Here is a 12,316-nt window from a genome sequence, read left to right as displayed (position 1 = left end):
GGCACTATCTCTTATTTTTTAGGACTGTGATAGATGGAATGGTCGGATGCTTACTGTATAACTATTAAGCCTAATCATTAATTATAATCATTAGCGATAGTCATTAAGTATAATCATTAAACATAATCAGTAGCCATAAAAAAAGGAGCTCAGTGGCTCCTTTTTTTATACTAGATATTACTAAACATTGTCGACTTGCTTTTCATCAATGGGCACAAGCTCAATCGCTGTTTTATCGGCATTCATACGAATCGAAACCGTACCGCCATTCACCAAATCACCAAATAATATTTGCTCTGCCAATGGTTTTTTGATTTCATCTTGAATCAAGCGGTTCATTGGGCGGGCACCCATGAGACGATCGTAACCTTTTTCTGCCAGATAATTTCTGACTTCATCATCAATTTCAAGCACCACTTTCTTGTCATCAAGCTGGGCTTGCAGTTCAACCAAGAATTTATCAACCACAGATACAATGACATTTTGATCCAATGGGTTAAATTGAATGATGGCATCTAAACGATTGCGAAACTCTGGGGTAAACATCCGTTTCATCGCTTCACTGTTGTCGCGGCTATGGTCTTGTTTGGTAAAGCCCATGCTGTTGCGACTGATGCTATCAGCGCCGACATTGGTGGTCATAATCAGTATCACTTGCTTAAAGCTTGATGTGCGGCCGTTATTGTCGGTGAGCGAGCCATGATCCATCACCTGAAGCAGCAAGTTAAATACGTCAGGATGGGCTTTTTCAATCTCATCTAGCAATAGTACACAATGCGGGAATTGATTGATTTTTTCGGTCAATAAACCGCCCTGATCAAAGCCCACATAGCCTGGCGGTGCCCCAATCAAGCGTGACGCCGTATGTGCTTCCATATACTCAGACATATCAAAACGAACCAGTTCAATGCCTAACAAATTCGCTAACTGACGACTGACTTCCGTTTTACCGACACCGGTAGGACCGGCGAACATAAACGAACCAATCGGTTTATCATCTGGTTTTAAGCCTGCACGTGACAACTTGATGGCATCTGCCAAGTTTTTGATGGCTTCATCTTGACCAAACACCAGATGTTTTAGGTTGCTTTCAAGATTTTGCAGCACCGATTTGTCATCCGTTGAGACGGATTTTGGTGGGATACGCGCAATTTTTGAGATAATATATTCAATTTGCGGAACATCAATCACCACCTCGCCATTTTGTTGTGCCGCGTCAATCACTTTATTGTCGGCTTCGCTTAACATAGCCTCAGGTTCGACAACACCATCCGCTGCATGGCTAACATCTAAGTCATCGACAAGTGCGTCTTCATCCACCACAGGCTGATTTGATAACTTGTCATTTGCGACATTATCAGTGGATTGATTGCTGTCCACAGTAGATTCAACCTGATTTTCGGCTTGTTTTTGCAGGCGAACAAATGCACCCGCTTCATCAATCACATCAATGGCTTTGTCAGGTAAAAAGCGTTCGTGAATGTGTTTTACCGCCAGATGCACCGCACTTTGTAGCGCCTGATCGGTATAGCTGACGTTATGGAATTTCTCATATTGTTTTTTCAGACCGCGTAGAATATCAATCGTTTCATCAATGGATGGCTCGTTGACATCAACTTTTTGGAAACGACGACTTAAGGCATGGTCTTTTTCAAACACTTGGCGGTATTCGGTAAAGGTGGTTGAGCCGATACAACGCAGCTCACCGGATGCCAACGCAGGTTTGATTAAATTTGACACATCCATATTGCTGCTCATCGATGAGCCTGCGCCGATAATCATATGGATTTCGTCAATAAATAAAATCGCATTGGGCTTGGCTTTTAAGGCATCTAATAGCGCTTTCATCCGTTTTTCAAAATCACCGCGGTATTTTGTACCGGCAATCAGCGCACCAATATCTAAACTATATACCACACAGCCTGATAATGGTTTTGGTGCTTTGTCATTGACAATCAACCATGCCAAGCCTTCCGCAATCGACGTTTTACCCACCCCTGGGTCACCCACCAGTAGCGGATTATTTTTGCGGCGGCGGCATAAAATCTGCGCGGTACGCTCGATTTCTGCTTGGCGACCAATTAACGGATCGGTGCCACCCGTAGAGGCTTTTTGATTGAGATTAACGGTAAATTCAGTCAATGGGTCTTTATTGGCTTTTTCACCCGTTTCTTCAGTTTCAACACTGGTTAATTTGTCGCGCACTTTTTTGTCTTGACCATGCGATAAGTACTGGGTCAACTCAAGTCGCGTCACCCCTTGTTTTTTAAGCAGGTACACCGCGTAGGTGTCATGCTCTGAGAACATAGACACTAGCAAATCTGAGCCTTCTACCAAACGGCTGCTGGCAACCGATTGCACATGAAAAATCGCCCGCTGCAAGATACGGTCAAAACTGCGCGTTGGTTGTGGCGAGTAATCTTCGTTGATATCGACCGTTGGGGTATGTTCATCAATATACTGGGTCAAATCTTTGCCAAGCTGATCCACATTGACTGCACAAGCCACCAAGGCTTCTACCGCATTTTCATTCTCTAACAGTGCCAATAGCAAATGCTCGACTGTTAAATATTCATGTGCACGCTGTTTTGCGAGTGTCACTACCAACCGCAACGTGCTTTGTAATTCTAAACTTAACATAAGATGTCCTTAATACTTGTCACCGACGGTTTTTGATTTTGCCCTACTTGAAAAATCATGCGTTATCTAATTGATTGGTTTGACGTCGTTATAGGTGTTGATGGTTATTTGTGTTGATGTTTTCTCAAGTTTCATTTGCCGTCACCTCAGCACCAAATATCCTGTTGATATCTGGCTAATAACGCTCAGTTCGGTTAAAAGGAAGTAAAAATGAAAGATGACAAAATGGGAAAAATCAAAATCATTACGTTTAATATAATGACATTGCTAATAAATTCAAGTGATAAAACGTAGTTAATGGCGGGTTTTAAAATGGCAAAAAATTTTGATGGTAAATAAAAAACTCAATAGTGAATAAAGAATACAAAGACGGTACCATTAAAAATACAGTACAAGAAGGTTAAGATAATAGGCTAAGAAACATTAATAAACAAAATTAAGGAATTAGGCTGAGCGACAAGGTTAAAAGCTTAAGCAAAAGCTTAATTAGCAAACTGCCACTAACCTTGTGGTTCGATTTGACTCAGTAACGGATAGCCTGCCTGACGCGCTTCACGGTTAACGGCTTGGGCTTTGGTTTCTGCGATGTCTTTAGGGTATATACCGGCAATTCCTTTGCCTTGTTGATGAATGGCAAGCATAATACTGATAGCTGAATCTAGCGAATGTTTAAAATGATTTTGTAAAACATCCACCACAAATTCCATCGGCGTATAGTCATCGTTATACATGACCACCGCATACATCTGTGGTTTTTTAAGTTCAGGGTCAGCCAATAGCACATCTTCGACGGGGTCAGTATTTGGCTCGCCTTCTATGTCGGTCAAACGGGCTGGCAATGAATTTGGTGATTGGCTAGGTGGCTGTTTAGGGGACTGTTTAGGGAGTTGTGTTGGCAACCATGCCGGTAGGTGCCAATCCATATTCGTGGTGGTTGGCTGTGATACAACTGATTGACGAGAAAAATTAAGCGTTTGAAGCATCATTAATTGAACATTTACCTAAGATTAGACGAAACATTGATTATACTACTTTACAGCAGTCGTTGCGGCAGGTTTTTGCGTATTGGCTGTGCTTGCCACTGGCGTGCTATCGGTCGAACTCACAGGTCGTTTATCCGCTTCAGGCGTTTCTTCAAGCGTATACGGCATGTTATCAATCGGTTGACCGAGTTGCCAATCATACACTTGCTCAGTTTTTTGGTTGCCGGCGGCTAATTCAAGTTTCACTTGTTTGGGTACAAAGTTTTTGGGCATCAAAAAACGCCCGCGAATTCTTGCAATCCCATGAATCGAGTAACTATTGGGTTGCAATGGGACTTCGACCATATTAACTTCATCGAGCAAGGTCAATTTTGGTATCAGATTTTTTGGCTGATTTGATGGATCGACCATACCGACATCAAAGCGGTATTCATAGGCATTTTCTGGCAATGGTGCGATTTTTGCCCCGATGACTTGTAAACTCATACCGCCTTTTTTGGCAAGCGACGTGGTTAAGAATTGCTGACCTTGTTCAAGCTGTAAGTTGGTGACTTTTAGATCTTGAATATCGGTACGCAGCGCTGATAGGTTCGCCAAGCTGATATCACGCTCTTGCTGCGCAGTGGTTAATTGGCTTTGTAACGTATCAGATTTTAGCTTTAATGATTTAATGTTTTCTGCTGAGATTTCAAGACCTGCGGCGGTTTTTTTCGCTTCTTCAGCAGCAAAGCTCAAGCCGCGATGATAACCAATGCGTTGACCTAACACCAGTGCAATGATGGCAACTAACAACAAACTAACCCCAAACGCAATCAGCCACCCCGACACCTTGTTGGGTTGGGCAATATAATTGCGTTGTGCTTCTGGCAAAGATTGAGAAGAGTTATTATCTTCGGGCAAATCCATAGAGATACTCAAATTGAAAAACGATCAAAACATGGATAATCACAGTACTGATGATAGCTCAAAAAGGGTTGATGAATATGACATCCATTAAAGCGAACCCCATTATAAACAAAAATTATGATGAATTCAGCTAAATTTATTGACTGAAAAAATAATAAAGTTAGCCCATTTCATCATAGCGTCATATTTTTTTGGCTAAAAAAAATAAAGCAATGCTTGTTATGGCATTAACATTTTTAAATAGGCTGACCATAAATAGCTTAAGAAAACCACTTATTAAAGAAATAACTTAAGGCACGACGGCAACTAACGCCAACCCTGTTTGCTCTGCAAGCCCAAACATCACGTTCATATTTTGCACGGCTTGTCCTGCCGCACCTTTGACCAAATTATCTTGTACCACCAAAATCGTCGCCATCGGGCTATTTTCTAGTGTTTGCACCGCAATTCTTAAATAGTTGCTACCCCGTACACTACGGGTATCTGGGTACATCCCTTTTGGCATGACGTCTACAAAATATTCGTTTTGATAGCTGGTTTCATATAAAGATTGTAAATCTAACGCTTGACCCGCCGCCGTCAAGCGAACATGAATCGTGGTAAACATACCGCGAATCATGGGTACTAAATGGGGTACAAAGCGGATATCATGCGACTGAAAGCGTTTGCTTTGACCCAATATTTGGTCAATCCCTTGGGTAATCTCTGGACCGTGACGGTGACCCGCTACGCCATAGGCGCTAAAACTATCCGATGTCTCGCTAAATAACAAATTCATTTTGGCTTGGCGACCCGCACCTGAGACGCCTGATTTGGCATCAATAATAATCCAGGGTTCAATCAATGCCTGCTGCTGGCTGTTTTGGGCATCGATTAGCGGTTTTAACCCCAAAATCGCCGTGGTGGGATAACAACCTGGGTTACCAATGACCTTGGCTTTGGCAATGGCATCACGATTGACTTCAGGTAACCCATACACAGCGTCTTTTAAAATATCGGGGCAAGCATGTTCAAGTTTATACCAAGCTTCAAAATCTTGTAGCGACTGCAAACGAAAATCTGCCGCCAAATCGATGACTTTAGTGCCATTTTCGGTTAAAAATCTGGCATGCTTCATCGCGACGCCGTGGGGAGTAGCAAAAAATACCACATCACATGCGGCTAATTTTTTTTCATCCAAATCCGAAAACGTTAAATTGGTCACGCCCCGCAAACTTGGAAACATATCATCGACGCGCCTGCCCGCTTCTGAGCGCGATGTCAGCATCGTCACTTGTGCCTGTGGATGACGACTCAATAGTCGAATTAGCTCTACGCCAGTGTAGCCTGTGCCACCGACAATACCTACTTTGATCATGGTCGTCTCCTGATGTTGGTATTAAAGTTTATATTCATGCACCGCATCAATAAAAGCTTTGGCATGGTCAGGATTAACCCATTGGTTAATGCCATGACCTAAGTTTGCTATATAACCTGTTTTGTCACCGAGGCTATAGGCGTCTTGTAACATCAAATGCGTCTGCTGGCGAATATGCTCAGGCGATGCAAATAATGTCGCTGGGTCAAGATTACCTTGTAGCGCAATGCCTGTATGCAGCTTTTTATGCAATTTGGTCAATTCTTTTTGCTGTTCAAAGACGATGCTGCGCGCTCTATCCAAGGGCATCGTCCAATCAAGTCCTAGCGCATCCGCGCCACTGTGGCATTGGGTATCTAACCACAATCCGCCACCTTTGGTAAACAATACCACAGGTACCTCTGGGTATGTTGCTTTGATCGCCGCGACAATTTTAGTGTTGTAATGGTGTGAGAATTCAACAAATTGGCGATGCGCCAATGCCCCGCCCCAACTATCAAAAATTTGTACTAACTGCGCGCCTGCTGCTATTTGCGCTAGCAAATAATCAATCACGGCATCGGTGATTTTAGCGAGCAGCGCATGCAAGGTCTCAGGCTCGCCATACAACATGGCTTTGGCATAGCGGTATTCTTTAGAGCTACCGCCTTCAATCATATAGGTCGCCAGCGTCCACGGACTGCCTGAGAAGCCAAATAATGGCGCACGACCTGCCAGCGCATGACGAATACTGGTCACCGCTTTCATCACATAGTCAAGTGCATCTGCCATCGCGACGGTTGGCAAGGCTTCAACCTCTGCCATGCTTCTGACAGTTTTGTGAAATTTTGGACCTTCCCCTGCTTCAAAATACAGACCCAAACCGAGCGCATCAGGAATGGTTAAAATATCACTAAACAAAATCGCCGCATCCAACTCAAAACGGTGAAATGGCTGAATGGTGACTTCCGTCGCCAAATCGGTATTTTTGCAAAGCGATAGAAAGTCACCGGCTTGGGCACGGGTTTTTTTATACTCAGGCAAATATCGACCGGCTTGCCGCATCATCCACACAGGGGTCACATCCACAGGTTCAAAACGCATGGCTCTTAAAATGCGGTCATTTTTTAACATCGGAAAGTTATGGGTCATGTCATTGCCTTTAAAAATAATCTTGGATAAAAGTACTATTGGGTAAAAATACTATTGAATCAGTCTAAAAGTAGTCAAATTTCAATCAAAAATTGTCAAAAATTATACGATAATCGCCATATTATCACGATGTATCATCACGTGGCGTTCCTCATTTTTACCCAAAATCGCTTCGATGTCGCTATTGCGTTTGCGAGCGATGCGCTTAGCTTCATTTGATGAGAAATCCACCTGACCGACCGCGATACGTACCCCTGTTTTATCAACGCACTCCACCACATCACCCTCATCAAAATCACCTTGCACTTCAATCACCCCGACAGGCAATAAGCTTTTGTTATTTTTAATGATGGCATCTACTGCGCCATCGTCAATCACCAAGCGACCTGCCATGCGCAGATGCGCGGCTAACCATTGTTTTTTGGCAATGCGTTTATCATCGTCATTGGTGGTGAGCATCGTACCTAAGGATTCCCCTTTGACCACGCGATTAATCACGTTATCGATGCTGCCGCTGACAATCACAGTGGGACAACCACCCATTGCCGCAAGCCTTGCCGCACGAATTTTGGTAATCATCCCGCCACGACCCAATTTGCCGCCATCTCCCGCCACGTCAAACAAATAATCTGCCATTGCCCGCTCAGTCTTAATCAGCTTGGCATCAGGGTTGGTACGAGGATTATCGGTGAATACGCCTTGCTGGTCGGTCAATATAATGTATAGGTCAGCTTTGACCATGGCTGCCACCATCGCACCTAGACTGTCATTATCGCCAAATTTGATTTCATCGACACTCACGGTGTCATTTTCATTAATGACCGGTAGCACGCGCCATTCAAGTAGCTGATTTAACGTATTGGCGGTATTGAGATAACGATTTCGATTGGCAAGATCGTCATGTGTCAGTAGCAATTGTGCGCTTTGTACACCATACTGAATCAACGCCGACCACCAAGTTTCAATCAAGCCCATCTGCCCAATGGCGGCGCAGGCTTGCAAGGCTTGCAATTTTTTGGGGCGTTCTTCCAAATTCATCCGCACCACCCCTTCCGCCACTGCCCCTGAGGACACTAGCAATACTTGATAGCCTTCATTGTGCAGCTTGGCAATTTGCTTCGCCCATTCATAAATTGCGGTGCGATCCAAGCCTTTACCATTATTGGTCAGTAGCGATGAACCAATTTTTACCACAATGGTGTTGGACTTAAGGACTTTTTTAGTTGAGCTAGGTGAGGCGGTGGCAGTCATAAGTTGGCAGTCATAATCAGTCAAGTGCAATTTTTTAATCAAATTAAATGCCATAATGGCTTGGCAGAGCATTGTAACAATTTTTACTGGCTTTATAAATGCTAATCGATGCCGGTAGCCGTTAAATATCACACGTTTTTGTCATACGCATTTTTATCCCAATTAAATAGCAACCATTGAAAAAACAAATTGAAATTGTCAACTAAAAAATATCGACTTGAGGTTTTCTCAATTTAGATGAGGATAACTTGCTATCAACATTGCTTTTATATAAATTTGCTCATCTTCATGGGCTACTGGGTTTATCAAATTTATGAAAAGAGCTGTTGTCACCACTTCCTCATCTTGTCTTGAAGCACTTGAATTGTCGCAAGGCATGGACATTCTGCGCTTACACGTAAACATCAATAACGTTGATTTTATCGATGGTAAAAATATCACCAGTGAGCGTCTGGCAACCATCATGAAAACCAACCTCAAATCGGTGGCGAGGACATTTCCGCCCTCCATCCATGAGATGCACCTGTTGTTTAATGATTTGATTGCTCGCGGGGTCACGGAAGTATTTGTTTGCGGTATCTCGTCCAAATTTAGCCAAACTTTGCCCATGCTTGAAGAACTCAAAGTACATTATGCCAATCGTCTGCACATCTTTGTGTATGACACCAAAACACTCAATATTGCTGAAGGGGCGCTGGCGTACGAGGCAAAAGTGTTGATTGAGCAAGGTGAGTCGTTTGAAAACGTGGCAAAAAAACTTGACGATTTGCGACGTCGCAGTGAATTTTTATTTACCCTCAGTGACTTGGACTATATTATTCGCAACAAAAAATTGTCCGCCCCTGCCGCATTTGTTGCCAACTTATTTGATATTAAACCGATTATGCAAATTAATCAAATTGGCGAGATTATCGCGGTGGAAAAAGTGCGCAAGCTTGAAAAAACCCTGATCACCATGGGAAAAACCATCGAAAAACTTGCCGCAAATCAACCCGCGTTTATCTATTTGACAGATACGGGGCATCATGAAAGTACCGAATTTTTTAAAAAAATATTAGCGACCCATTTTGGTTGGGATGATTTGCTTGTCATTCGCGTGTCGACTATTTCGCTTGCCAATCATGGCTTGATGGGGACAGGCATTGGGGTGTTTTATGGTGAATTACCGCATATTGTCAAAGCATTAAAAAAATGACCCGTCCTTATCTAAATTCACTTAATAAAAAGGTTAGCCCGGGCTAACCTTTTTAAAGCTATTTCAATTACTGCTAAGGTGCGTAGACCACTTCCACGCCATCATCGTCATCGTAGTCGTCGTCATCAAAATCATCTTCATCCAATACGCGACCTTCACGCTCAGCTTTACGTTTAGCACGATACGCTTCTTTTTGCTCTTCCGTATTGGCGCGCACTTCCGCTTCCAGTCGTTCAAAACGCAACCGCTGACTTTCGGCAAAGTCAGGATCGGTTTCTTCCATCTCGCGCTCTTGCTCGATTTCGTTCATCAAATGCCAAACCACGGCATCAACCCCTTCGCCTGTGAGCGTGGAGGTACGAAAAACCATCCCTGTCCAACCAAGCTCTGCCACGATGTGGGTGCAAAGTTGGTTTAATTCTTCTGCGGGCACTTGGTCGATTTTATTTAAAATCAAAATCTGTGGCAATTTTGACAGCTCTGGTGAGAATTTCTCTAACTCATTAAAAATCACTTGGGCGTTTGCCACAGGGTCGCTACCATCAATGGGCTGTACATCGACAAGATGCAATAATCGACGGGTACGAGCGACGTGTTTTAAAAAGCGGATACCCAGTCCTGCCCCTTCAGATGCCCCTTCAATCAGTCCTGGGATATCTGCCATGACAAATGAGCGGTGTTTACCCACATCCACGACACCTAGATTCGGTACCAAAGTAGTAAACGGATAATTGGCAACTTTGGGTTTGGCAGCAGAGACTTGACGAATAAAGGTGGATTTACCCGCATTTGGCAGACCAATAAGACCCACGTCAGCCACCACTTTTAGCTCAAACTTCAAGACTTTTAATTCGCCTGGGAAACCTGGGGTGGCACGTCGTGGTGCTTGATTGGTGGAGGTTTTGAAATGGGTATTACCTTGCCCGCCGTCACCGCCTTTGGCAATCCTCGCCGTTTGCCCTTTTTTGGTCAAGTCCGCTAAAACCTCACCTGTTTCGGTATCAACCACGGTGGTACCGATGGGTACGGATAGATAGATATCATCCGCCCCACGACCTGAACAGTTTTTGGCGCCGCCATTTTCGCCGCGTTTGGCATCATAGCGACGTGTAAACCGGTAATCGACGAGGGTGTTGGTGTTGTCGTCGCACACCACATACACATCACCGCCTTTGCCGCCATCACCACCATCGGGGCCGCCTTTGGGGACGTATTTTTCTCGGCGAAAACTGACGATACCATTGCCGCCGTCGCCTGCTTTGACTGTTACGATTGCTTCATCGATAAAACGCATTGAAGACTTTCCTTAAATTCTTGAATAACCAAATATTATAGCATGAATTTTAGCAAGAAAAATTTGAACACAATCGATGTTTGAAATTTTATCCAATAAAAAACCGCCCAAACTTGAGCGGTCTTGTAATCGTCCTTAACGCTTAGGAACACTTAGGCATTTTTTGCCATGGTTTCAGCGACACGCAATACTTGGGTGCTATAGCCCATTTCGTTGTCATACCATAGGTACATCACTGCACGGTTGTCTTGAGCAAGCGTAGATTTGGCGTCCCAAATCGCCACTTTTTCGCAGCCCACAAAGTCGGTAGAAACGGCTTCATCCGAATCTGAGTAAGCAATTTGCGCTTGCCATTGTTCGCTCTGACTGGCTTCTTTGATAAAGGCATTGAGTTCATCGCTTGAATTGACCGGGTTTTTGAAATTCAAATTCAAAATCGCCAGGCTCACGTTTGGCGTTGGTACACGTACTGAGCTGCCTGACAATTTGCCTTTTAGTTCTGGAATTGCTTTACTGACCGCTTTGGCAGCACCTGTGCTTGTCATTACCATATTTAAGGTTGCAGCACGGCCACGACGCTCGGCTTTATGGTGGTTATCGACCAAGTTTTGGTCATTGGTGAACGCATGGATGGTTTCCATGTGACCGTTTTCAATGCCGTATTTATCGTTTAAGAGTTTAAGCGTAGGGGTAATCGCATTGGTGGTACAGCTTGCCGCTGACACGATGGTATCATTGCCGATGGTGTCGTCATTGACATTATAGACGATGTTTTTGATATCGCCTGACGCTGGGGCGGTCAATAGCACTTTTTTGGCACCTTTTGACTGTAAATGCTTGCCAAGACCTGCTTCATCTTTCCATTTACCGGTGTTGTCGATGATTAAGGCATTGTCGATACCATAAGACGTGTAGTCGATTTCGCTTGGGTCAGCGGCATAAATGACTTTGATAAAACGACCGTTGGCGATGATACCGCTGTTTGCTTTATCCACCACCACTGAGCCATCAAACCAGCCATGTACCGAGTCACGCTCAAGCAAACTTGCACGTTTTTCCAAATCGGCTTCACCGGCTGGACGGACGACGATGGCTTTTAATTGTAAGCCTTTATCTGAGGCAGGACGGCTCATCAGCAACCGAGCCAAGATACGACCGATACGACCAAAACCATACAACACGACATCTGTCGCAGGCACTTCGTCACCGCTGGTAAAGCTGTCGGCTTGTTTACCTGCTTTGAGCGCTTGACCCAAGTCCACCGTGGTATGGCTTAAATTTTGGTCGTTTAACGCGGTGGCAAAGGCAAGTGTATCAGCGATGTTAAGGGCATTTTTGTCATGATGAGCGATGATATCAACAAGGTTTAGGGCAATGCGGTTGCCAAAAAACAGCACGTTGACGCCTTTATTGGCTAGGGTATTTAGCTCAACTAATAACTGAACCGCTTGGGCTTCTTGATTTTTGCGAGTGGTGAGGTGGTCTTGGTAGAGATTGGCAGACATAGTATGACCTTTTTTTGTGAAGGAAAAATAAAATCTGTGGAAAATGCAGCAATA

Annotated in this window: 9 protein-coding genes; 1 reads left to right on the top strand and 8 read right to left on the bottom strand. The window is 44.0% G+C overall.

The window, feature by feature from the left end; translation table 11 throughout:
• Positions 1–180: 180 nt before the first annotated feature.
• The 6 genes from clpA to proB form a co-directional block, all read right to left on the bottom strand.
• Entirely contained in the window at positions 181–2,640 is a 2,460-nt protein-coding gene (gene clpA, locus RTL34_RS09125; RefSeq protein ID WP_312116369.1) for an ATP-dependent Clp protease ATP-binding subunit ClpA, read from the bottom strand.
• A gap of 500 nt (positions 2,641–3,140) precedes the next feature.
• The gene (locus tag RTL34_RS09120) at positions 3,141–3,626 is read right to left on the bottom strand and encodes an ATP-dependent Clp protease adaptor ClpS (RefSeq protein WP_228274218.1); all 486 of its coding nucleotides are present in this window, start codon (positions 3,624–3,626) and stop codon (positions 3,141–3,143) included.
• A 42-nt stretch (positions 3,627–3,668) separates the two neighbouring features.
• On the bottom strand, positions 3,669–4,529 hold the full coding sequence (locus RTL34_RS09115) for a hypothetical protein (protein ID WP_312116364.1): 861 nt from the start codon (positions 4,527–4,529) through the stop codon (positions 3,669–3,671).
• A 289-nt stretch (positions 4,530–4,818) separates the two neighbouring features.
• Complete coding sequence (gene argC / locus RTL34_RS09110; protein ID WP_312116362.1) at positions 4,819–5,886, bottom strand: N-acetyl-gamma-glutamyl-phosphate reductase; 1,068 nt, start codon at positions 5,884–5,886, stop codon at positions 4,819–4,821.
• Between the two features lie 21 nt (positions 5,887–5,907).
• Positions 5,908–7,017, bottom strand: coding sequence for a uroporphyrinogen decarboxylase (gene hemE / locus RTL34_RS09105; protein WP_312116361.1), 1,110 nt, complete (start codon positions 7,015–7,017; stop codon positions 5,908–5,910).
• 102 nt (positions 7,018–7,119) lie between these two features.
• A complete protein-coding gene (proB, locus tag RTL34_RS09100) occupies positions 7,120–8,268 on the bottom strand; it encodes a glutamate 5-kinase (RefSeq protein ID WP_188874994.1) in 1,149 nt (382 codons plus the stop codon).
• Positions 8,269–8,581: 313 nt separating this feature from the next.
• Between proB and RTL34_RS09095 the strand changes: the two genes are divergently transcribed.
• Positions 8,582–9,463 (top strand): DegV family protein, encoded by an 882-nt coding sequence (locus RTL34_RS09095; protein ID WP_312116359.1) that lies wholly within the window; start codon positions 8,582–8,584, stop codon positions 9,461–9,463.
• A gap of 73 nt (positions 9,464–9,536) precedes the next feature.
• On the opposite strand, the gene obgE is transcribed toward RTL34_RS09095, so the two are convergent.
• Together obgE and RTL34_RS09085 are read right to left on the bottom strand one after the other, a co-directional pair.
• Positions 9,537–10,757: a GTPase ObgE gene (gene obgE, locus RTL34_RS09090; RefSeq protein ID WP_076774077.1), complete on the bottom strand. Its 1,221-nt coding sequence runs from the start codon at positions 10,755–10,757 to the stop codon at positions 9,537–9,539.
• Positions 10,758–10,909: 152 nt separating this feature from the next.
• Entirely contained in the window at positions 10,910–12,262 is a 1,353-nt protein-coding gene (locus tag RTL34_RS09085) for a glyceraldehyde-3-phosphate dehydrogenase (RefSeq protein WP_312116356.1), read from the bottom strand.
• Positions 12,263–12,316 lie beyond the last annotated feature (54 nt).

Origin of the sequence: Moraxella sp. CTOTU47915 (assembly GCF_031986685.1) — a bacterium.
GTDB lineage: Bacteria > Pseudomonadota > Gammaproteobacteria > Pseudomonadales > Moraxellaceae > Faucicola > Faucicola tetraodonis.
Note: the sequence above shows the minus strand (reverse complement) of the source record. Positions and strands in the feature narration are given on the sequence as shown.

Bases quoted from the DNA above. Each gene is read 5' to 3' on its own strand.
- clpA (WP_312116369.1), bottom strand. From the start codon at position 2,640: ATGTTAAGTTTAGAATTACAAAGCACGTTGCGGTTGGTAGTGACACTC.
- RTL34_RS09120 (WP_228274218.1), bottom strand. From the start codon at position 3,626: ATGATGCTTCAAACGCTTAATTTTTCTCGTCAATCAGTTGTATCACAG.
- RTL34_RS09115 (WP_312116364.1), bottom strand. From the start codon at position 4,529: ATGGATTTGCCCGAAGATAATAACTCTTCTCAATCTTTGCCAGAAGCA.
- argC (WP_312116362.1), bottom strand. From the start codon at position 5,886: ATGATCAAAGTAGGTATTGTCGGTGGCACAGGCTACACTGGCGTAGAG.
- hemE (WP_312116361.1), bottom strand. From the start codon at position 7,017: ATGACCCATAACTTTCCGATGTTAAAAAATGACCGCATTTTAAGAGCC.
- proB (WP_188874994.1), bottom strand. From the start codon at position 8,268: ATGACTGCCACCGCCTCACCTAGCTCAACTAAAAAAGTCCTTAAGTCC.
- RTL34_RS09095 (WP_312116359.1), top strand. From the start codon at position 8,582: ATGAAAAGAGCTGTTGTCACCACTTCCTCATCTTGTCTTGAAGCACTT.
- obgE (WP_076774077.1), bottom strand. From the start codon at position 10,757: ATGCGTTTTATCGATGAAGCAATCGTAACAGTCAAAGCAGGCGACGGC.
- RTL34_RS09085 (WP_312116356.1), bottom strand. From the start codon at position 12,262: ATGTCTGCCAATCTCTACCAAGACCACCTCACCACTCGCAAAAATCAA.